Genomic DNA, 23,610 nt, shown 5'->3' with positions numbered 1-23,610 from the left:
GTGAAGTATAGAGGTGAAAAGATACCTCTAAGGATAAAAAAAGCGACGTTGTTTTCAACGTCGCTTTTTTGTTTTTATTCTTCTGTAATCGTTTCTGTTTTCTTTCTTTTTGCCAACTTTATAATAATAGGTAAAGTCGTTGCTAAAACTAAGAATAACACAATATATTCAATATAGTCTTTCAAATTGATTCCGTAGCTATCTAATAACCAAACTTGTAGATAATGACCTGCAAATATTAAAGTGGTTGCCCATAAGAAGGAACTAATTACGTTATAAATCATAAAGCGTTTGATATCCATGCGAACGATTCCTGCAACAATTGGAGCAAAAGTTCTTACAACAGGTAGAAATCTTGCGAAGATAATTGCTCTTCCTCCATGTCTTTCAAAGAACACTTTAGATTCATATAAGTATTTTTTCTTGTAAACAAAGTTGTCTTTTACATTGTAGAGGTAATTGCCGCTCTTGGCACCGAACCAATAACCAAAGGTGTTTCCGAGAATTCCAGCTAAGGCTACTAAGGTGGATAACAAGGCAACATTTAAAAAATCGCTTTCGATTGGGAAGATTTCTTGCATTAAAGAGGTGCTATAAATACCCGCTAGAAACAGTAAACTATCTCCTGGTAAGAAGAAACCTGCAAATAAACCGGTTTCGGCAAATACAATAAATAGTACAACATATATTCCAATAGAGTGTCCGGCAATCTCTAAATTGATATAGAACTCAGGATTGATTAATTGTGAGAAGTGAAATTCGTCCATAGTTTGTTTTTATTCTGTCTTATAGCATATTAATTCTCTGTGAGTGGAGAATCGTTCGTGTTGTTTTCAAATTTGTCAATAGAAGCTGTTGATAGGGCATTCCCCAATACATTTGTCATACTTCTTCCCATATCACAGAAGTGATCAATAGGTAGGATAAAGGCAATTCCTTCAGGTGGGATGTTAAACATCGCACAAGTAGCTACAATTACAATCAAAGAGGCACGCGGTACACCGGCAACTCCTTTACTAGTGATCATCAATACGAGTAGCATTAGAATTTGATCGCCTAATGTCATCGGTACATCGTAGATTTGTGCAATAAATATACTCGCAAAAGTCAAATACATCATACTGCCATCCAAGTTAAAGGAATAACCTAAAGGCAAAGTAAAGGATACAATTTTAGGCGAGCAACCAAATTTAGTTAATTGTTCTACTAGTTTAGGAAAAACAGCTTCGCTACTTGTTGTAGAGAAAGCAATTAGTAAAGGCTCTTTAATCGCTTTTAAAAGACGCCATACTTCTTTTCCTAAGATTAGGTAGCCAACGAGTATTAAAACAGTCCATAAGACTACTAAACCGGAAACAAAGGCTAGTAAATATTTGGCGTAAGTTAAGAAAATACCCAAGCCATATAAAGCAACAGCACTTGCAATAGCTCCTAAAACGCCTAAGGGAGCAGTCCACATAATATAAGTAACCATCTTTAAGACAACTTCTGCAATGCGATCAAATAATTTGATAACCACTTTTCCTTTCTTACCCAAACTCGCTAATCCTATACCAAAAAAGACCGCAAAAACGACAATTTGAAGGATTTCATTATGAGCAAAAGCATCAAAGACACTTTTTGGAATTAAATGCTCAATAAAAGATTGAAGACTCAACGCATTGGTTCTCGTTAGTAAATCACTAGCCGAAGAGGTATTCTCTAAGTTGAAATTAGCATTAGCACCCGGTTTAAACCAGTTGACAAGAATTAAACCAATACTAAGTGATACTAAAGAAGCGGTAATAAACCATCCCATTGCTTTACCTCCCACTCGACCTACCATTTTCATATCGCCCATTTTGGCAATTCCCACCACAAGTGTACAGAATACCAAAGGTGCTATAATCATTTGAACCAAGCGAATAAAGATAGTTCCTAGTAATTTGATGTTTTCTGAAAAACCAGCAATATAATCAGGCAGTGAGTAATGAATAATGCTTCCAAAAACAACACCCAAGACTAAGGCGATGATGATAGCAATAAAAAGTTTATTGTTTTTCATAGGTGAAAAAATTTGTTCGTGAAAATAGTTATTATTTTTATAATATTTCCATGTTTTAGATAAAAATAACACTTCAAAACGGATTCCTTTCTGTATTAATATTTATTTATTGTTGGATTTATTATATTTTAGATGGATATTGAAGGTAAAGGTTAAAATAGAAAAGAGATTTTACTTCTTTTTCAAAGGGCCTTTCTGACTGGATTTAACAGCATCTAGAACGAATGCTTCTGTTTTCTCGAAAGAAAAGATTAAATTTACCCCTCAATAAACCTACTGAATATGAAAAAAATAGTTTTGTTTGCCTTGAGTTTAGTGTGTTTTAATGCCTTTTCTCAAGAGGTAATGACAAAAGAACTCTTGTGGAAATTAGGGCGAGTAAGCCCAATTGGAATTACCAAGGATGGGAAAAATCTTATTTATAAAGTGACTCATGCCAAGATGGAAGAAAATAGTTTTGAATCTAAAACGTATCAAATCCCATTAGCTGGAGGTAAACCTGTTGCAATTGAAAATGCTAAAGATTTAGTTAGCGATGCTGCTATTTCGCCTGACGGAAAACATATTTTATTTGATGAAGCCGTTAAAATCAATAAAGTTTTAGGTAAAGATTTATACCCAACCATGGAAAAGTCGAATACGTATGTGTTTGATGGATTGGATTACAGACATTGGGATACGTGGAACGATGGAACACATAACCACGTATTTTATGCTTCAATAGACGATAAAGAGAACAAAATTGACATCATGCAGGATGAACCTTATGATGCTCCACAAAAACCATTTGGCGGCGCGGAGGATTATGTATGGGCTCCAGATGGAAAATCAATTGTTTATGTTTCCAAAAAGAAATTTGGAACCGAGTATGCATTGAGTACAAATACAGATTTGTATTCGTATCATTTAGAAACCAAGCAAACTAAAAATTTAACGGAATCGAATGTAGGTTATGATACACATCCAACTTATTCACCGCAAGGTCATTTGACTTGGTTACAAATGAAACGCGATGGCTATGAAGCGGATAAAAATGATATCATCGTTCGCTTTGGAGAGGTTGAACAGAACTTAACCGCTAATTGGGATGGTACAGTAGACAGTTACCAATGGAGTAAAGATGGTAGCAAAGTATATTTCGTTGCTGCAGTTGGTGGAACGGTTCAATTATTTGAAGTGAATTTCCCTGGATTAAAACGCATCGCTCCAAGGGTTAGACAACTAACCGATGGGGATTTTGATGTAACGGGCATCGTTGGTTTGGATGGAGATAAAGTTGTCCTTACACGTACCGATTTTAATCATGCAACAGAAATTTTTTCGTATGACTTAAAGAAAAAAACGTGGAATCAATTGACGAAAGTAAACGATGAAGCGTATTCAAAAATAGCATTGAGCAAAAGTGAGAAGCGCATTGTAAAAACAGTAGATGGAAAAGATATGGTTACTTGGGTTGTTTATCCACCTAACTTTGATCCAAATAAAAAATATCCAACTTTGTTGTATGCACAAGGAGGCCCACAATCTGCTTTATCACAATTTTATTCTTTCCGTTGGAATTTCCAATTAATGGCCGCTGAAGGATACATTATCGTTGCGCCAAACCGAAGAGGAATGCCAGGACACGGCGTAGAGTGGAATGAAGCAATCAGCAAAGATTGGGGTGGAAAACCAATGCAAGATTATTTAGCCGCTATTGATGATGTTGCCAAAGAAAAATATGTCGACAAAGATCGTTTAGGAGCTATTGGAGCAAGTTATGGAGGGTATTCTGTATTCTACCTAGCAGGGATTCACGAAAACCGCTTTAAAACGTTTATATCTCACTGTGGTGTATTTGATTTAGTTAGTATGTATGGAACGACAGAAGAAGTATTTTTTCCTACTTTTGATACAGGCGGAGCATATTGGGAAAAAGACAATAAAGACGCCCAAAATGCGATTAAAAACTTTAACCCAATTAACAACGTGGATAAATGGAACACACCGATCTTAATTATCCAAGGGGGTAAAGATTACCGTGTGCCGATTGGACAAGGACAAGAAGCTTTCCAAGCGGCTCAGATTAGAGGGATTAAAAGTAGATTTTTATACTTACCTGAAGAAAATCACTGGGTAGTTCAACCTCAAAATGCACAAGTGTGGCAAGGTGAATTTTTCCGTTGGTTAAAAGAAACATTATAAAAAAAAAGCAATCCTTTTCGGATTGCTTTTTTTTTGGAAAATGAAAAGGAGCGATGAGAATGGGTGCATAGGCTAGATTAAAAATAACCCTCATGAAAAACGTTTTCTTTATCTATTCACGGTCATTAGCGAATGTTTTTTTATATTTACAACTATAACAACAAGTAAAATGAATAAAAGAACGATTCAATCATGGGTATTGACGGCAGTTTTATCTGTTAGTACGGCGTCAATTACATTTGCACAAGATAATCTTGTTAATGCGTTAAAATTAAATGCAAGTGATAAGAGCAAGGAGCTTTATCAGTTTAAGCCAGTAGTGGATATTGAGAATACATCCATTAAAAATCAAGGATCATCGGGTACTTGTTGGAGTTATTCAGCTAACTCTTTCATTGAGTCAGAAATGATGCGTATGGGTAAACGTCCTGTAGAAATTTCTCAAATTTTTTCTGCGCGTAATGCATATGTTGAAAAAGGAAAAATGTATGTACGCATGCAAGGGGCAGTAACCTTGGGAGATGGTGGAGCTTTTCATGATGTAATGAATATGTATCGCAAATACGGTGCTGTACCTCAAGAGGTGTATACCGGATTAAACTATGGTACAAAAAAGAATCAATTCGCTGAAATGGCGGCTATTCAAGAAGGAATTTTAAAAGCAGTCGTTTCTAATCCGAATGGAAAATTAACGCCAAACTGGGAGAAAGCTTATACTGCTGTAATCGATGCGTATTTGGGTGAAGTTCCTGAAAAATTCAAATGGGAAGGTAAAGAGTATACACCTCAAACCTTTGCCAAAGAAGTGGTTGGAATTAATGTGGATGACTACATTGAAATTGGTTCAGATATGAATTATCCATACTATGATAAATTCGTGTTATTAGTACCTGATAACTGGGCTTTTGATCAAGTATATAATGTAAAAGTTGAGGAGTTAACAGCTATTATTGACCAAGCAGTAAACAATGGGTTTACAGTTGCTTGGGGAGGTGATGTTAGTGAAAAATCATTCAGTTGGAAAAATGGAGTAGCATATGTTCCTGAAAAGGAGTGGGACGAGATGAATGAAGAAGAGCGCAAGGAAATTTTCAATGGACCACAAGCAGAACGTAAAGTAACCGCAGAAATGCGTCAAGAGGCATTTGATACTTATTCAACAACGGATGATCATGGAATGCACATTGTTGGAATTGCAAAAGATCAAAATGGACGTGAATATTATATTGTGAAAAATTCTTGGGGTATTTCCAATGACCACAAAGGCTATATGTATATGTCGAAAGAATACGTAAAATACAAAACAACAGACTTTATGGTACATAAAGATGCCTTGTCTAAAGACATGAAAAAGAAATTAAAAATTTAAGTAAATAGCTATGGAAAAAGTGTTACTGGGACTTGAAAGAATGGTGGAAGCAATATTGACATCCTTACCTAAAATTGCCGTAGGATTAATCATATTGGGACTTGGAACGTATTTGATTAAATTAATTTTAAATCTTATTCGCAAGCGCCTTGAACGAAAAAAGGTAGAATTGTCTTTAAGAGGCTTTTTACTAAGTGTAGTTAAGGTAATCTTATATATTATATTGTTCGTTATTGTAGCGGCAACGATGGGGTTTCAAGTAGCAGGCATAGCGACAATTTTTGCCTCGGCAGGGTTAGCTGTTGGTTTAGCTTTACAAGGAAGTTTATCAAATTTTGCTGGGGGAGTTTTGATTTTGTTATTTAAACCTTTTAAAGTTGGAGATTATATTTCAAATCCAAGTGGCACGGAAGGAACGGTAGAAAATATTGATTTGCTATATACAACTTTGATTGGATCTACAGGATTGAAGATTTTTAGTCCAAATGGCCCTTTGGCCAATTCCGTAATTACCAATTATTCGGAAATTACCTCTAGACGATATGATTTTGTGGTGGGTATTGGATACAGTGAAAATATCAAAGAAGCACAAACGATTATTTTAGCCACTTTAGCCAAACATAAAGCAGTACTTCAAACACCAGCACCTCTTGTTTTTGTTAGTAATTTAGGAGATAATTCGGTGGATTTAAGCGTGCGTTCTTGGATTGGAAAAGCAGATTATTGGAATACGGTATACGAAATTCAACAAATCGTCAAAGTAGCTTTAGATGAAGCAAATATTGAAATTCCATTTCCTCAACGCGATTTACATATTGTTTCAGATAAAACAAAATAGTATAGGTTGTTCCATTTTGGATAACTAAAAAATGGAAGTATGGAATAAAACTTGTTGATAAATAAGGAACCCTCTTTACTTGCTGAAGTATATTCAGTAAGTAAAGAAAATTATGAATTATTTGTTCAAATAACATATGAGAAGATTTATAATTCGGCTCAATCTTTTTTTATAAAGCCAGATTATGACCCGTTGTATCCCGAGCAAAATATTAATTTGATTTACTTTGAATCACAAGATGAAAATTTATCCATTTACCTAGATACACAAATGAAGCAGCTATATTTTGCAGTTTCGTATTAAATTAAAAAAAACAAGGGATTGATTATCTCTTTTTTTGAAGGATATGCTAATGAAATATAAAAAAAGACCTCAAATAGAGGTCTTTTTTTTATACTATCACGTAATCTTTATACTCTTCTGCAATTTGATCAAACAAATGCAATAATTCAGTTACATCATCGGTAGTTACTAGTTTTAAACGATGCGGTTTAAAGCCGTGAATCCCCTTGAAGTAATTGGTGTAATGACGGCGCATTTCCACTATACCTAATCGTTCTCCCTTCCATTCCATAGACCAGATTAAATGGTTTTTGGCGGCCTCTAAGCGATCTTCAATCGTTGGAGGGGGTAAGAGTTCACCTGTTTGAAAATAATGCTTTATTTCGTCGAAAATCCATGGATATCCAATAGCGGCTCGACCAATCATCATGCCATCTAAGCCAAATTTTTCTTTGTATTCCAATGCTTTTTGTGGACTGTCAATATCGCCATTGCCAAAAATGGGAATTTTAATGCGTGGATTATTTTTAATACGCTCAATATGCGTCCAGTCCGAATGGCCTTTATACATCTGTGCACGCGTTCTTGCATGAACCGTTAAGGCTTGTACGCCTATGTCTTGTAAGCGCTCCGCAACTTCATCAATATTGATGGATTCTTCATCCCATCCCAAGCGTGTTTTTACAGTTACAGGCAATGACGTACTGCTGATTACGGCTTTGGTTAAGCGAATCATCAAATCAATATCTTTTAATACACCTGCTCCTGCACCTTTAGAAACCACTTTTTTAACGGGACATCCAAAGTTAATATCCACTAAATCTGGACGAACGGTTTCTACAATTCGCGCAGACATTGCCATGGCCTCTTCGTCACCCCCAAAAATTTGAATACCAACGGGACGTTCATAATCAAAAATATCTAATTTCATCTTGCTTTTGATTGCATCGCGAATTAATCCTTCTGAAGAAATAAACTCCGAATACATTAAGTCCGCCCCGTGTTTTTTACACAAACGGCGAAATGGAGGGTCACTTACATCTTCCATCGGCGCCAGAAGAAGCGGATGGTCAGGTAGTTCTATATTGCCAATTTTAATCATAATCGTTTTCGATATTTCCTGCAAAAGTACGATATTTTATTTTTTCGTTTTTTATATCTTTTCAATTAAGATAGTGGAGTGGAAAACGGATTTAAACTTTAGGTTTTTATATCTTTAAGCTTTTATTGAAGTAATGCGATATGAAATTAAAAGCTTTTGACTTAACTCCCTTTCAAATAGAATTCTCCTTTGATACCTTAAAGGAAGAATTGAAGCGTTTTATTGCCGAAGAAAATGCAAATCCCTATAAGAAGGCCTATTATAAAGATTTGTTAGCAAGAGCGGATCAAGAGTTAGTGATTGATTCAGCAATGATAGACAATCCACTGGGAGATACGGATGTGAATTTAGTGAAAGAACTTTTAGATGTTATTTTTCCAGAGGCTTTATCAGACAATGAGATTAAGGCAGTTTCCATGCCCTTTCAAAATATAATGTTTAATCATACCAAACGCTTCAAACAAATTATCGTTGAGGCAGGGGGCAAGTTCAATGGAGAAATCAGAAATTTTCATCAAAATGAATATTATATCGCCTGCTGTTGCATTATTATGAACCATTATTTCAAGGCAAATTTTGATTTGACCCAACCTTTGTTTATTGATCTCCCTGACAAAAGAGGCATCATACGCTACTATCGCGTTTTGTACAATGCAGATTTTGTAGATTTAATTCCGCGAGAAAATGCAGTGATGTTGACCCAAAAAGATATTGAATTATTAGAAGATAACTATGATGATTTTGAATTGTGGCAACGTTATTTTCCACAAAAGAGTTGGGGACTTAAAGGATTTGGATTGTTGAGTTTAGTTGATGTTACCTTTGAGAATGCTTTATCCTTGCTGAAAGAGAATTTTCTAAAATCAGAATTACAGCGCAAACCGTTGGGCGATTTTATCAATCAATTGTTTAGTTCGATATTTAAATTGCCGGATTTAAAAATTGGATTGACGGTTCTACAAGGCGATAGAGCGACACAGACTGAGCTAAAAAACGTCATGATTGTCAACAGTTATTTACTCAATGAAGAGGAAAGTCAAATTGTGATTTCACCTCAAGCCTATCGTCGATTAATGGTTCAAAAGCAATATTTCAGTATCTCAGATGTAATCAAGGAAGCACAAAGCGAGGAGCATCGGGATATGTGTCTGAATTTGGAGCGAAAAGGCGTGCGAAGCTGTTTGTTTAGCCCTATTGTAACATCGACGGGTATTGAAGGGATTTTGGAAATTGTATCGAGTAATCCCCGAGATTTACACAGTGTGAATGCTCAAAAGCTCAATGAGCTGATGCCTATTATTTCCGAAACGATGGAACGTGTAAAATCCGATGCACTCAATCACATTGAAGCCATTATACAACGAGAGTATACGACCATTCATCCAAGTGTGTATTGGAAGTTTTTAGAAGAGGCACAAAAAAACTACATTGACAGTGTGACGGAGAAGAATTATATTCTAACCCCTATTGTTTTTTCGGATGTCTTTCCACTGTATGGAGAAATTGATATCAAAGGATCTAGTCAATTGAGAAATGATGCGATTCAAAAAGATTTACTTGTTCAACTCGAACAGTTATCTAGTATTTTAGATGATTATGCAAAGGACGTAAAAAATATTTTGTTAGAGAAGCACCGGTTGAAGTTGCAAGCCTATCACAAGCAGGTGCTCAATCATTTTTACTCTGGTTTAGAACAACGCATACAAAGTTATATCAAACAAGAAATACATCCGCTATTGCAAAAAGAAAGCTACTTGTTTAATACAGTGCTTCTCAATGCATATTTTGGGTATATTGACTATGAATTGGATGTGTATTATCGCTATCGCAAGGTATTTGACAAACAAATTGGACGAATTAACAAGTCTTTTTCCGATGTTTTAGATCAAAGACAAAAAGAAGTGCAAGCTGTTTATCCTCACTATTACGAACGATTTAAAACCGATGGTGTAGAACACAATATCTATATTGGCGATTCAATTAATCCCAATCGCGCGTTTGACATTACGTATTTACAGAATCTTCGGTTGTGGCAGTTACAAGTAATTGCAGAGCAGATGTGCATCCATTATCGCAATAATATCCAAGATAAAATTCCAATGGACGCTACATCGTTAATTCTGGTGTATGATAGTTCGTTGAGTATTCAATTCAGAATGGATGAAAAGAGATTTGATATTGATGGATCGTATAATACACGTTATGAGATTATTAAAAAACGACTTGATAAAGCCGTTATTAAAAATTCAGAAGAGCGCATTGTACAGCCTAAGAGTATTGCTATTGTTTTTGTTTCAAATGCAGACAGAGATGAATATATGGGCTACATCAAATATTTGCAAAAATTAGGGGTATTGCAAGCAACGATTCAAGCCTTTGAAGTAGAAGATTTACAAGGTGTTGTTGGCCTAATTGGCCTTCGTGTACTCGTAAATCTCAATCACAATTTAGAAGCACTTGACTACCAACAATTAATGGTAAATTTTCTTAGAAACCAATACCTCTAAACGCTAAAACAAAAGAAATAACCGATGCCAATATACCAATGGTGAAAATAGTATACGTAATGCGCAGCAACATATATTTTCTATTTAAAACTTTTCCTAGATAGTATAAATCGGTGGTTAGAGCTTCATAGATATTTTCTTCTTTGCGTATTAAATCCCTTAGTGTTTTATAATACTCATCCAAAGGCATTTTGTGAAAAGAACCAAAGAAAAGCAAGTTAACCGTGTGATTTTCTACCTCTTCTTGCGAATAAGTTCCTGTAGTTACTTTAGGTCTTGTAGACATAATAGCAAAAATAATAGTGGCTACACTAAAGAAAACTAAGATAAAAGTTGGACCAATTAGATGCGCATTAGAAGGACTGTCCAATTTAGGTATTAAAGTGGATAAGCAGATGGAAATGATAATCGCATTCACAGAAAGTAAGATATTGGCCTTGCGATCGGCAATAGCACTTAATTGGGTGTGATTGCGCAAGGTGGTTCTAAACAAGGTATCAATGGATCTGAAATGCTCTTTTTTGTTCGATTTTTCTTTTTTCTTTTTCTTTTTATCCATGCATTCGCAAATATTGAAAATATTCTGCTGCTTTTTAGATTGCCAATTTTGGCGTGCATAATCTGTGTAGTAACGGTGCTTGTAAAGTAAAAAGTTTAAGTTTTGTTTATGCCACTCCTCTTGCGTACAAACCAGATTGCAAGTTGTAGCCATTTCAGTCCTTAATAAATTGCTGATTTCTATAAAATTGTCATCAGAAAGATGAGCGAAATCTGCATCTTTGATTATGCATTCTAAAAGATTTGTAGGCGTATGATTTAATTGAGTAGCCATGATTAACTGCTTGATACGCTCAATATCCTCAGCTGGTACTCCTTGTTCTGCCAAATATTTTTCAGCAATAAGCGCGCCGTGTTTTTCATGTTCTTCACATGATAGTGTATACCCTATATCATGAAACCAAGCAGCATATTTTAAATTTAGTGCTTCTCTATCACTTACCTCTATTTTTGTTAATAATTCCTCTAAACCATTCACTACACGTGTAGTATGGTTGAAATTATGATAGGTATATTGTTGTGATAATGTATCTTTGTATAGTTGAAAGATATATTCCTCAACTTTTTGTAAAATAGTCATAGCAACCTTTTTTTGATGTCTAAAAATATGAAATTATTTAGTCAAAACCTTTATAAGATAATAAAAATACAGCATATAGCTTATTTTTTCCTTTTTATATGTGCCTATTCTTGTGCAACGTTAAGCCCGCAAGATAAGACAACAACCTCTAATGCTGTACCACAAGAACGTATAAAAGACAAAAAAGTTGTACATACCTATTATTTAGCAGGAGGTTTATTAGCGGCTCAAACGCAAGAGGAACAAGCCCATTTGGAGCAATTAACGCAAGTTTTTCAACAAGCGGATAAGAACTCAACCCTAGTTTTATTAGGAAATAATATAGAAAAAAAACAGCTAAAAGGCAAGTCCGAACTTCAACTAAATACAGCACTAAGTTGGGCTAAACAGTTTGCTGGACAAACTGTTTTTGTAAATGGAAACGTAGAGTGGAAAAAGGGGTATGAAGGAATCAAAGATATTTCTAAATATTTGACCACAGAATTAGGTGATAAAAAAGCGCTTTTGCCTCGTAAAATTTGCGGCTATGAGCGACTGAAAATTAATGATGAAACAGTTTTAATTGTAGTAGATAGCCAGTGGTACCTTGAAAATTGGGATAAGCAACCTAATATGAATGAGGATTGTGATATCAAAACACGCGAAGATTTTTTTGAAGAGCTAAGAGGTGAAATCAATAAGAACCAAAATAAAATTGTTGTTTTAGCAATGCATCATCCTGTGTATAGTACAGGGAATTATGGAGGATATTTTTCTTTGCAAGATCACTTGTACCCCTTTGAGGCTAAGATTCCGTTGCCTCTAGTGGGATCAGTAATAAACTATACCAGAGCTGTTTCAGGAATGTATACCCAAGATTTGCAAAGTAAAAAATATAATACATTCAATAAGAGAATCCAGACAATGGCTCAGATGTATGATAATGTAGTGCTCGTTTCTGGGCATGAACGCAATATGCAATACATAGAAAAAGAGAATGTAAAACAAGTAATTAGCGGTGCCTTAGGAGATGTGTCACCGGCTAGAGCAATTGAACCAGGTAGTTTTTCCGTAGGAAAGTTAGGCTATGCAACGTTGGAGATTCAAGCGGATAAAAGCACCTATTTAAATTTTTATATCTTTGATAAAGGTACCTATAAACACCTAGGGCAACAACAAATTTTTAAGCCAGAAACAACAGAAATACTCACTTTTGAAACACCGAAAACAGACTCAATTATCGTAAGTGTCTATCCTGAAAAATGGACAAAAAAGGGAGGATTCTATCGTTTTCTATGGGGAGAACATTACCGTTCAACGTATGGACAACCCATTCAGGTACCTATCGTGAATTTAGATACGCTAAAAGGAGGATTAAAACCTTTGATTTCTGGAGGAGGACATCAATCACTCTCTTTGCGCTTAGAAGATAAGAACGGAAAACAATATGTGATGCGTGGCATTCGCAAAAGTGTCTCCCGTTTTTTACAAACGGCTGTTTTTAGAGATAATTATGTGATGGAATCGTTTGACAATACTTGGGCAGAAGGATTCATTTATGATTTCTATACAACCGCTCATCCGTACACACCATTTATTATTGGCGATTTATCCGCTAAAGCAGGCATTTATCACACCAACCCAGAATTGTACTATATTCCTAGACAAGAGGTACTCGGCGCATTTAATTCTAAGTATGGCGATGAATTGTATATGATTGAAGAGCGTCCAAGTGAAGGACATGAAGAAGAAGATAGTTTCGGAAATGCTGCCAAAATTATCAGTACAACCGATGTAATTGCCAATTTGAGAAAAAGTGAAAAATATACCGTCGATGAACAAGCGTATTTAAGAGCGCGAATTTTTGATTTATTAATTGGCGATTGGGACAGGCATGGCGATCAATGGCGATGGTCTGAGTTTAAAGAAGAAGATAAAACAATCTATCGTCCTATACCTCGCGATCGCGATCAGGCCTTTGCTAAAATCGATGGCGCTTTGTTGTCGTTACTTAAAAAGTTACCTGTATTGCGACATATGCAAAATTATACGACTGATTTTGCAAATCCAAGATGGATTAACCATACGGCTTTTCCTCTAGATCAATACCTGTTAAAATCAACTTCGGTAGAGGATTGGACCACGCAAGCTGAGGCCGTTGCTCAGGCTTTGGATAATGCGAGTATTGACCAAGCTTTTGCTAAGTTGCCTAAAGAAATACAAGGGGAAGATATTGAACATATCAAAACGGTACTGAAAGAACGCAAGCGAAAAATAGTAGATTATGTACCTAGATATTACAGTGAACTGCGTAAATACGTTGTCTTATCAGGAACAGATAAGAAAGATACCTTTGTATTGAATAGAAAGGATAACGGCTCGGTTGAGGTAACACAATTGAGAGATAAAAAAGAAGGGCAAGAACCTGTATTTGAAAAAACATACTGGGCCAATGAGACCAAAGAAATTTGGATTTACGGGCTAAATGATGAAGATACTTTTATTGTACAAGGAAGTGAAAAAGCAAAAATAAAAGTGCGTTTAATTGGCGGAAAAAATAAAGATACGTTCCAAATTGAAAAAAACAAAAAAGTAGTGGTTTACGATTATGCAGATAAGCAAAACGAAGTGGTTGATGGCAATAATAACACGACCCATTATTTTGCGAATCGCTATGATTTAAATAATTTCAATTATGAGAAATTGCCATTAACAGTGAATATGTTATTACCCAATGTAGGGTATAACCCAGAAGATGGAGTGAAAGTAGGTTTTTTGTATTCTTCAAAACGCCTAAAATTTGTGCAAGATCCCTATGCTGCTAAGCACACCTTGAAAGGGTTTTATTCTTTCAATACGCAAGGAGTTGAAGCAGAGTATTTGGGGCATTTTCCAAATGCAACAAACAATTGGGGATTTACCTTGAATGCAAGAGCAACGAGTCCAAATTTTGCCGTTAATTACTACGGAATAGGCAATGAGACTCATTATTTTGACGAAGAAATGGGGGACGAATATAAACGCGTGAGAATTCAAAGTTACTCCCTTGCTCCAGGATATAAGTTTGAAGGTAAAAATGGAAATTCTTTTGAAGTAAATGCAGAATATAAAGCGATGAAAGTACAAGACAAAGCCAATCGTTTTATTACCAGTAGCCCTGATGTTGTAGATCAAAAAGTATTTGAATTTCAACAATATGGAACTCTAAAGGCTACCTATGATTTTCAACAATATAACAACCAAGCCAATCCAACGAAAGGATTTGCCTTTCATACCACGTTGGGATGGAAAACGAATTTAGAAGACACCAAGCAAAACTTTCCTTATTTGGATGCAAAAATAAGTTTTGCACACTATTTAGAAAGAAGTGAACGCTTAGTGTTGGCCACTAATTTTACGTATCAGACCCGATTTAATTCCAATTATGACTTTTACCATGGAGCAACCATCGGTGGTAATACCAATTTAAGAGGATTTAGACCTGAGCGTTTCACCGGAAAAACATCGTTTGTACAAACAACGGATTTGCGTTTTAATGCCGGTCAATTTACCGCGGGTTTTATCCCCATGTCTTATGGGGTATATGCAGGATTTGATTATGGACGCGTTTGGACCCCACTAGAAAGTTCTTCCAAGTGGCATAATGCCTATGGTGCTGGATTATGGGTCAATGCCATCGAACAAGCTACTTTACATTGTTCATATTTTAATAGCAAAGATGGTGGACGATTTGTATTTGGTTTAGGATTTGGGTTTTAATTGATTCAAATCAACCTTGTAGATTTTTCCACCCGAATTTTTCTTGACTTCATCCGAAATATATAAAGTGTTGTTATCTCCAAAGGTAACAGCTTCTTTTTGTGTATTGTGATGAAGTTTGTGCACTTCAATTTTTCCGTCTAAAATGGCATTGGGATTGAAGTTGTCAATTACCCATAGTTTTGTATGAGAGAGTAAAACAAACGTTTTTTGATCTGGACTAATAGCAGCAGCTGTAATTGCACAATGTTTGTAAACATTACATCCTCGGAAAGTTTGTACGTATTTCGCTTGATGATGTCCCGCCTCATTGGGAATCTTGTAAACTAAAGAAGTACCATCAAAGGCTTTGCTTCTGTTTTTGGTGAAAATATAAAAATGATCATCAAAGTAGAAAAAAGCTTCTGCATCATAGAGGAGTTCCGTTTCTTTAGGAGGGAATTCTTTTTGCTCAGGATATTCAAAAGTAATCACATAGTCTGCTTTAGTTTGGGAAGCGGTTAATTGATCTTTATTAATCTTGATAATTTGTAAATCTTTACGCGTATTCTTGTTATTGCCAAAATCGCCAATATATAAATTCCCTTCTGTATCAGCAGTTAATTCTTCCCAGTCTCTATTTTTTTGATTTTTAATTTTCAAGGTTTGGACAACCTGACCTAGAGAGTCAACGCGATACAATTCACTCTTATTTCCACTGTCTTGTAATACCCAAAAAGAATTGGAATTGGCATCATACGACATGCCTGAGACTTCTTTTAAATAGGAAGGAAGGTTGGCGTAATCTTGGACGATGTCACTCTTTTGACTACAACTTGCTAAAGAGGAAAAAACAAGGATTAGGACAGGAAATAACTTTTTCATGATAGCGTAAATTTTATATGGTAAATTACGTAAAAACTTTATTGTAAACGAAGAGATAGAGGGGAATATTATTTAAACAGGGGATAGAAATTCAAATTTTTTATCGCCTATCGCTTGCTTTGCTCAATGAAGACAGGAAGAAAGGATTGCTTTCTATCGATTAAAAGTAAATATCTCATCCAAAAATTCAAACTTTAAAGTATATTTGCAAAATATAGGCTTATTGTTTGTAATTAGAATAAAGCGAAAGTCTTACAACTTAGATCACGGGGAGAGGAAGTCCTATTTCTTCTGACTTTTTTACTTTATTGATCTTATAATACTGGATATAACCAAGATGAAGAACATTAGAAACTTTTGTATTATTGCTCACATTGACCATGGAAAGAGTACGTTAGCAGATCGTTTGTTAGATGCTACACAAACGGTAAGTGCACGTGAGCAACAAAATCAACTTTTGGACAGTATGGATTTGGAACGTGAAAGAGGGATTACTATTAAATCTCATGCGATCCAAATGGAATATACCTACAAAGGTGAGAAATATATATTAAACTTAATTGATACCCCAGGGCACGTAGATTTTTCTTACGAAGTTTCTAGATCTATTGCAGCTTGTGAAGGTGCGTTGTTGATTGTTGATGCGGCTCAAAGTATTCAAGCCCAAACGATCTCAAACCTTTATTTAGCACTTGAAAATGATTTGACGATTATACCTGTTTTGAATAAAATTGATTTGCCTAGTGCAAATCCAGAAGAGGTAAGTGATGATATTGTGAATTTATTAGGCTGTGAGTATGAAGATATCATTCCTGCTTCTGGTAAAACAGGATTAGGAGTAGAAGAGATATTGGCGGCTATTATTGAAAAAGTTCCTGCTCCAAAAGGAAGTGCAGAGGAACCCTTACAAGCGCTTATTTTTGATTCTGTTTACAACCCTTTTAGAGGAATTGAAGTAATTTTCCGCGTTATCAATGGGAAAATTTCTAAAGGGCAGAAAATTAAATTCATGGCTACAGGCAAAGAATATTTTGCTGATGAAATTGGAACATTGAAATTGAATCAGGTTCCTAAGCAAGAAATAGCTACAGGAGATGTAGGATATCTAATTTCAGGTATTAAAGAAGCGAAAGAAGTAAAGGTAGGAGATACACTTACGGATGCAAAGAATCCAACGCAGAATATGATTGATGGATTCGAAAACGTAAAACCAATGGTATTTGCGGGTATTTATCCTGTAGATACGGAGGATTATGAAGAATTGCGTAACTCGATGGAGAAATTGCAATTGAACGATGCTTCGTTGGTATTTGCAGCAGAGAGTTCTGCCGCTTTAGGCTTTGGTTTCCGCTGTGGATTCTTGGGTATGTTACACATGGAAATTATTCAAGAGCGCTTAGAAAGAGAATTCAATATGACCGTTATTACAACGGTTCCCAACGTATCGTATTTAGCATACACGAAGAAAAATCCTGAGATAGGAATCGTGGTAAACAACCCTTCGGACTTACCAGAACCTTCAAAATTAGAACGTGTAGAAGAACCTTATATCAAAGCAACCATCATTACAAAAGCTGACTTCGTTGGTTCAGTAATGAATTTGTGTATTGACAAACGTGGAATTATCACCAATCAAACATATCTAACAGAAGATCGTGTAGAACTTATGTTTGATATGCCATTGGCAGAGATTGTATTCGATTTTTACGATCGTTTAAAAACGGTATCAAAAGGATATGCTTCGTTTGACTATTCGCCAATCGGAATGCGTACATCGAACTTAGTAAAAGTAGATGTAATGTTAAATGCAAACATCGTAGATGCACTATCTGCTTTAATGCACGCAGACAACGCACATCACATTGGAAAGAAAATGTGTGAGAAATTGAAAGAATTGATCCCACGTCAACAGTTTGATATTCCAATTCAGGCAGCTATTGGTGTAAAAGTAATTGCCCGTGAAACGGTAAAAGCTTTGCGAAAAGACGTTACTGCAAAATGTTATGGAGGAGATATTTCTCGTAAACGTAAATTACTTGAAAAGCAAAAAGCAGGAAAAAAACGCATGCGTCAGGTAGGGAACGTTGAAATTCCTCAAGAAGCATTTATGGCTGTATTAAAATTAAATGATTAAAAGATACTATAACGAAAAAAAGACTATCCTGATAAGATAGTCTTTTTTTGTTATAGATGACTGAATGACTCGATAAGTAACGGTAAAAAAGATGTTTTTTGCATACTTTGAAGTTCTTATTCTCCTCATTGAGTTTAAACCAGGTGTTTTTAAGGGCATTCTCTTCTTTTTAGCCGTAATTAGGGCAGAAGTATAGTTGTGTTTGTATAAAATAAGTAACAGCTAAAAAGGCCTTAAAAAAGGCCGGTGCTTACAATTGCTATGTAAGTATAGATAGCAAATAAGGTATAATAAAAAAACCTCTTGCAGCGCAAGAGGTTTTTTTGTACTTGTTATTTTTTAGTGAAATCACCTACGTAAATCGTTGTGAATTTTGAAGGTTGCAAGTATTTTTTGATTGCAGCATTCACTTGTTTTACGGTAAGTTTTTCGATTTCAGCATTTAATTTATCGAAGTCATTAAACGGAATATCATACGTTAAATAGAGATTAGATAAAGACATCAGGTAATTGTCATTCCCCAAGTTGGTTTGTCTTGAGCTCTTCCAACTTGTTTTGTTTGCCTTTAATTCTTCTTCTGTAATTCCATTGGCAACTAATTTAGCGAATTCATCGGTAATAGCACGCTCAACATCATCACGTTTCGTTGGATTTAAAAACGCATAAATCATCCAAGTTGAATTGTTGTTTTTTACATCAGAAGGTACATTTAAAGAAGTTCCTGCACCATAACTAATACCTTCTTTTTCACGTAAACGCTGAGGAATACGAGCAGTCATAAAACCACCACCCATTACTTCGTCAGCAAAAGTTAGCGCAGCATAATCAGGATTGGATTTGTTCATTTCAAAGTTTAAACTCCCCACTGCTGCTGCATTTTCTTTATCTGGTGTTTGGATGATTTCCTTACTTTGTTTAGTAGCATAGAATTTAGGATAAGCTCTTTCAAAAGAAACTTTGTTGTTCCAAGTTCCTAAAACATTTTCTAGTAAGCCTTTTACTTTTTCTTTGTCCTGAATCCCTAAAACTGTGGCTATACCATTGTTTGCTCCAAAGAATTTACCGTAAAAATCTTTGATTTCTTGAATTGTAACGGTTTTAATACCCTCAATATCCTCTTGGGTTGAAGAAGCATAGAAAATACTGCCTTTTACTTCATTTGAAGTCAGTTGTCCTATTTTATTAAATGCAACCGTTTGAGGATCATTTAAATTCCCTTCTAAATAAGTGGTGTACTCCAATTTTAATTTGGTTAATTCACTTTCTGGAAAGGTTGGGTTTTTCAATATATCATTCAAGATATCCATGGTTTCCTCGATTGTATTGCGGTAAGAAGAAACAGCTATTTGGATAGTTTGTCCATTGAAACGAACACTAACACTCGATTTTAATTGATCTAATTGATCTTTGATTTCTTGTTTTGATTTTGTTTTCGTACCCGCAGTTAACATATTCGCTGTAAACCCACCGATATATTGTTTGTTGAGAAGGTCTTTTTGGTTTCCAACCGGAATATTGATTGAAATAGTTACTTTCTCACCTTTTAAATCCTTGTCAATTATACCATATTTTAACCCGTTGCTCAATTGTCCTGACGTATAATTTTGCTCTAGATTAGCAATGGTAGGAGCGAAATCTCTAATATCGTGTGAGGTTTCTTTTCCTTTGTACCCCTTTACTAGTGCATCAATATCTGTATTCAAGAATTCCGTTGGCTTTACGCGAATTTCATCTTTGGTAGGAATGAATAAACCTACGGTGCGGTTGTTGTCTTTGAAGTATTTATTTGCGACGCGTTTGATATCTTCTAAAGTTAATTTTTCAATATTGTCGCGGTATAAAAAACCAAGGCGATAATCTCCAGAACCAATGATTTCCGTTAAGTTAATAGCCGTTCCAATTGTATTGTTTTGAAGCGATTCAATATCTTTCAATATCTTGGTTTTAGCGCGATCCAAATCTGCCTGTGTGTAAGCAATATTGCCAATTTTAGCCAGTTCGGCTTTAACGTCTGCTAAGGTTTTTGTCTGGTCTTTGTCATTCGGTACATCAAAGTTGAATAGCATAAAACTAGCATCTCTTACAGTAGGAGTGAATGCCCAAAGTGAAGAAACCTTTTGTGTTTCAACCAAAGCTTGGTGTAAATAACCTGAAGGGTCGTTGTTTAAAATGTGTTCTAAAGCTTCCAAAGCTGCAAAGTCTTTGTCCGCATAAGAAGCGGTGTGATATAAAACTTGAATGTGTTTACTATCGCCATTGCGTTTAACTTCTACGTACTTTTCACCATCTTGTGCAGGTTCAACCGTTAGAATTTCATCTAAAACACGGGTTGGCTTTGGAATAACAGCAAAATATTGTTCAATATAATCAAGGGCTTTTTGCTCATCAAATTTACCTGCAACAACGAGTACTGCGTTATCGGGTTGGTAATATTTTTCATAAAAACGTCTCAGTTGAGGTGATTTTACACGCTCGATATCTTCTTTGGAACCTATGGTGCTTAAACCATAGTTATGCCATAAAAAGGCGGTATTAATTGTTCTTTCCATTAATACACCTGACGGGTCGTTTTCGCCAATTTCGAATTCATTGCGCACAACAGAGAATTCCTTATCTAAATCTGCTTGTAGAATAGTAGCGTTAATCATACGATCCGCTTCCATTTCCAAAGCCCAAGCTAGATTTTCATTGGTAGAAGGAAAAACTTCATAATAATTAGTTCTGTCATACCAAGTAGTTCCATTGGCAGATCCCCCTTTGTCAGAAAGCATTTTTTTGATATCACCAAGGTTTTTTGTGCTTTTAAAAAGCATATGCTCTAACAAGTGAGCCATTCCTTTTTCGCCATATCCTTCGTGTTTAGAACCTACTTTGTAAATAATGTTTACAACTAAATTGCTCTGTGAGGCATCAGGAAGTAATAAAACTTGAAGTCCGTTGGCGAGTTTATATTCTTTGATATCCTCAACTTGTGTTACAAAATCAGCCTTACTTGCTTGCTGAGCAACGGCGACATTTATAAAACTAATTGTACTTGCTAGTACAATAGTGTAAAATAATCTTTTCATTTTAAGTGTTTTAAGATAGATTGGTTTAAAAGTAGTTGATTTTTAGGACAATAAAAATCTAACCACAAAAGATTAGTCGTGTTTTATTTATTTTGTTACTAATTTCTATTTATAAATTAAAAAAAAAGCACTTAGTATAACTAAGTGCTTGAAGTGTTTTTTTTAAAACAAAGGTTTTCTGTTGTTTAATATTGCTTTTTATAATATTCGAAATGAGATAATAGCGTTTGTTTATCCGTAAAGCCAGATTGCTTCCACAAGAGTTTCCCTTGACGGAATAACATCAAAGTAGGAACCCCTCGCATATTATATTGGGTGCTGTATTGCGCGGTTAATGCCTGATTTTTATCTACATCAATTTTGAGAATGGTTATTTCATCTTTTAGAATCGCTTTTACTTCTTCTAAAACGGGAGCTTGCATTTGACAAGGGCCGCACCAAGTGGCGAAAAAGTCGACCAAAACAAATTGATTAGATTGAATTAACGTTTCAAATTTTGTCATTGTTTTTATTTTAGTGTAGATGAACAAGTAGAGGCACAGCTATTGTCTTCAAGGGTAATTCCCGTGTTCTTAATAGCGCCAAATCCACCTATTACATCAATCATGTTGTGATAGCCTCTTGCTTTTAAAATAGAAGCTGCAATTAGCGAGCGGTATCCACCGGCACAATGAATATAAAAGTTTCCTGTTGTTGGAAATTCAGCTAAATGATTGTTTAAGAAATCTAATGGAGTGTGAATTAGATTCTGGTGCTGAATGTGTGAAGCATCATATTCTCCTGGCTTTCTCACATCAAAAATAGTAATATCTCCAGCGTTCATCGCTGTTTCTAGTTCACTAGCTGTTGCTTGTTGTACCGTGTCATATTCTTTACCTGCCTCTTGCCAAGCGGTAAATCCACCCGCTAAATACCCTAAAGAATTGTCATAGCCAACTCTTGCAAGGCGAATGATACACTCTTGTTCGCGTCCTTCAGGTGTAAGGAGTAAAATAGGTTGTTTAATATCGGTGATTAAAGCACCTACCCACGGAGCAAATTGCCCATCTAGACCAATAAAAATCGATCCTGGAATATGGCCTTGTGCAAAATCAGTGGCCGATCTTACATCTAAAATTAGCGCATCTGAATCGGCGGCTAATGTTTCAAATTCACTAGGAGATAAGGCTTGATTCTTACTAATAATATTTTCAACATTATCATAGCCTTCTTTGTTTAATTTTACGTTCAAAGGAAAATAGGCTGGGGGCGGTAAAAGTCCATCGGTTACTTCTTTTACAAATTCCGCTTCCGTCATATCTGCGCGTAAGGCGTAGTTGTTTTGTTTTTGATCACCTAAGGTACCTACTGTTTCTTTACTTAAATTTTTTCCACAAGCCGATCCTGCTCCGTGTGCCGGATAAACAATTACGTCATCTGCTAATGGCATAATTTTATCGCGCAAACTGTGATATAAAGTTGCCGCTAATTGTTCTTGAGTTAGGCTAGCTGCTTTTTGAGCTAAATCGGGACGACCCACATCACCCAAAAACAAAGTATCTCCAGTAAAAATAGCGTAATCTTTGCCGTTTTCATCTTTTAATAAATACGTTGTGCTTTCCATGGTATGCCCAGGTGTATGAAGGGCTGTAATCGTAATATTTCCCAAGTGAAATACCTCTCCATCTTGCGCAATATGTGCTGGAAAAGAAGGATTCGCATTAGGTCCAAATACGATTGGAGCACCTGATTTCTCAGCTAAAGTAACGTGTCCACTTACAAAGTCCGCATGAAAATGCGTTTCAAAAATATATTTTACTGTCGCTTGATCTTTGACCGTTTTGTCAACGTATTGTTGTACTTCTCTCAATGGATCAATGATGGCAACTTCTCCATTGCTCTCTATATAATAGGCACCTTGCGCTAGACATCCTGTGTAAATTTGTTCTATCTTCATGCGTGTTGTTTATTTTTAATTGATATAGTAAAAGTAAGAAGATGTTTTGAATTGAACGGTAACCTTGGTTACAAACTCAAAAAAACGTCTCTTTTGATTCCTTATAAAGGATATACGCGTTGTCTTTTTGCACCTATTTTTTAGCTAAAATAGACGAAGGGCTTGCGAGAATAATTGATAGCAACTAATATAATAGTAGGACAATAGCAGGAGGATATTTGGAGAATAAGAGGACATTCCTTCGACAAAACATGTCTTTTTCCAAGTATTCTCCACGTATTCTTGAAGTATTGTCGAAGAATCCCTTAACTAAGCCGGTCTATGTAATACATGAATTCCCAAGTAAAGTAGTTGATTTGAAAACAGGTGCATGTACTATTTTGCAGCCGTTTTTTCTTTCAAATAA

Annotated in this window: 15 protein-coding genes; 7 read left to right on the top strand and 8 right to left on the bottom strand. The window is 35.5% G+C overall.

Going from position 1 to position 23,610, the window contains the following annotated elements:
• Positions 1 to 74 precede the first annotated feature (74 nt).
• On the bottom strand, positions 75 to 767 hold the full coding sequence (locus ACMHJ2_RS13595; RefSeq protein ID WP_413513406.1) for a DedA family protein: 693 nt from the start codon (positions 765 to 767) through the stop codon (positions 75 to 77).
• 29 nt (positions 768 to 796) lie between these two features.
• Positions 797 to 2,044, bottom strand: coding sequence for a dicarboxylate/amino acid:cation symporter (locus ACMHJ2_RS13590; RefSeq protein WP_413513405.1), 1,248 nt, complete (start codon positions 2,042 to 2,044; stop codon positions 797 to 799).
• A 282-nt stretch (positions 2,045 to 2,326) separates the two neighbouring features.
• On the opposite strand from ACMHJ2_RS13590, the gene ACMHJ2_RS13585 reads away from it, so the two are divergent.
• The 4 genes from ACMHJ2_RS13585 to ACMHJ2_RS13570 all read left to right on the top strand — a co-directional run bounded on the left by ACMHJ2_RS13585 (position 2,327) and on the right by ACMHJ2_RS13570 (position 6,738).
• Entirely contained in the window at positions 2,327 to 4,228 is a 1,902-nt protein-coding gene (locus tag ACMHJ2_RS13585; protein ID WP_413513404.1) for an alpha/beta fold hydrolase, read from the top strand.
• Between the two features lie 169 nt (positions 4,229 to 4,397).
• Positions 4,398 to 5,597, top strand: a complete 1,200-nt coding sequence (locus tag ACMHJ2_RS13580; RefSeq protein WP_413513403.1) for an aminopeptidase C — start codon at positions 4,398 to 4,400, stop codon at positions 5,595 to 5,597.
• A gap of 10 nt (positions 5,598 to 5,607) precedes the next feature.
• A complete protein-coding gene (locus tag ACMHJ2_RS13575) occupies positions 5,608 to 6,435 on the top strand; it encodes a mechanosensitive ion channel family protein (protein WP_413513402.1) in 828 nt (275 codons plus the stop codon).
• 51 nt (positions 6,436 to 6,486) lie between these two features.
• Complete coding sequence (locus tag ACMHJ2_RS13570) at positions 6,487 to 6,738, top strand: hypothetical protein (RefSeq protein ID WP_413513401.1); 252 nt, start codon at positions 6,487 to 6,489, stop codon at positions 6,736 to 6,738.
• A gap of 88 nt (positions 6,739 to 6,826) precedes the next feature.
• Here the strand turns inward: ACMHJ2_RS13570 and dusB are convergent, their stop codons facing one another.
• Positions 6,827 to 7,819, bottom strand: a complete 993-nt coding sequence (gene dusB / locus ACMHJ2_RS13565) for a tRNA dihydrouridine synthase DusB (protein WP_413513431.1) — start codon at positions 7,817 to 7,819, stop codon at positions 6,827 to 6,829.
• A 140-nt stretch (positions 7,820 to 7,959) separates the two neighbouring features.
• Here dusB and ACMHJ2_RS13560 point away from each other — a divergent pair, with 140 nt between their 5' ends.
• A complete protein-coding gene (locus ACMHJ2_RS13560) occupies positions 7,960 to 10,326 on the top strand; it encodes a hypothetical protein (RefSeq protein WP_413513400.1) in 2,367 nt (788 codons plus the stop codon).
• Here the strand turns inward: ACMHJ2_RS13560 and ACMHJ2_RS13555 are convergent.
• A complete protein-coding gene (locus ACMHJ2_RS13555; RefSeq protein WP_413513399.1) occupies positions 10,307 to 11,464 on the bottom strand; it encodes a Pycsar system effector family protein in 1,158 nt (385 codons plus the stop codon). The genes ACMHJ2_RS13560 and ACMHJ2_RS13555 overlap by 20 nt on opposite strands.
• A gap of 27 nt (positions 11,465 to 11,491) precedes the next feature.
• Between ACMHJ2_RS13555 and ACMHJ2_RS13550 the strand changes: the two genes are divergently transcribed.
• On the top strand, positions 11,492 to 15,202 hold the full coding sequence (locus tag ACMHJ2_RS13550) for a metallophosphoesterase (protein ID WP_413513398.1): 3,711 nt from the start codon (positions 11,492 to 11,494) through the stop codon (positions 15,200 to 15,202).
• On the opposite strand, the gene ACMHJ2_RS13545 is transcribed toward ACMHJ2_RS13550, so the two are convergent.
• On the bottom strand, positions 15,185 to 16,066 hold the full coding sequence (locus ACMHJ2_RS13545; protein ID WP_413513397.1) for an SdiA-regulated domain-containing protein: 882 nt from the start codon (positions 16,064 to 16,066) through the stop codon (positions 15,185 to 15,187). The two genes, ACMHJ2_RS13550 and ACMHJ2_RS13545, sit on opposite strands and share 18 nt — an antisense overlap.
• Positions 16,067 to 16,403: 337 nt before the next feature.
• Here ACMHJ2_RS13545 and lepA point away from each other — a divergent pair, with 337 nt between their 5' ends.
• Complete coding sequence (gene lepA / locus ACMHJ2_RS13540) at positions 16,404 to 18,200, top strand: translation elongation factor 4 (RefSeq protein ID WP_413513396.1); 1,797 nt, start codon at positions 16,404 to 16,406, stop codon at positions 18,198 to 18,200.
• Positions 18,201 to 18,532: 332 nt separating this feature from the next.
• Here lepA and ACMHJ2_RS13535 read toward each other — a convergent pair whose 3' ends face one another.
• From ACMHJ2_RS13535 to ACMHJ2_RS13525, 3 genes are all read right to left on the bottom strand, one after another.
• Complete coding sequence (locus ACMHJ2_RS13535; protein WP_413513395.1) at positions 18,533 to 21,268, bottom strand: M16 family metallopeptidase; 2,736 nt, start codon at positions 21,266 to 21,268, stop codon at positions 18,533 to 18,535.
• Positions 21,269 to 21,453: 185 nt separating this feature from the next.
• Positions 21,454 to 21,771, bottom strand: a complete 318-nt coding sequence (gene trxA, locus ACMHJ2_RS13530; RefSeq protein ID WP_413513394.1) for a thioredoxin — start codon at positions 21,769 to 21,771, stop codon at positions 21,454 to 21,456.
• A gap of 5 nt (positions 21,772 to 21,776) precedes the next feature.
• The gene (locus ACMHJ2_RS13525; RefSeq protein WP_413513393.1) at positions 21,777 to 23,204 is read right to left on the bottom strand and encodes an MBL fold metallo-hydrolase; all 1,428 of its coding nucleotides are present in this window, start codon (positions 23,202 to 23,204) and stop codon (positions 21,777 to 21,779) included.
• Between the last annotated feature and the right edge of the window lie 406 nt (positions 23,205 to 23,610).

It is taken from the genome of Myroides odoratus (assembly GCF_965118575.1).
GTDB lineage: Bacteria > Bacteroidota > Bacteroidia > Flavobacteriales > Flavobacteriaceae > Flavobacterium > Flavobacterium odoratum_B.
Note: the sequence above shows the minus strand (reverse complement) of the source record. Positions and strands in the feature narration are given on the sequence as shown.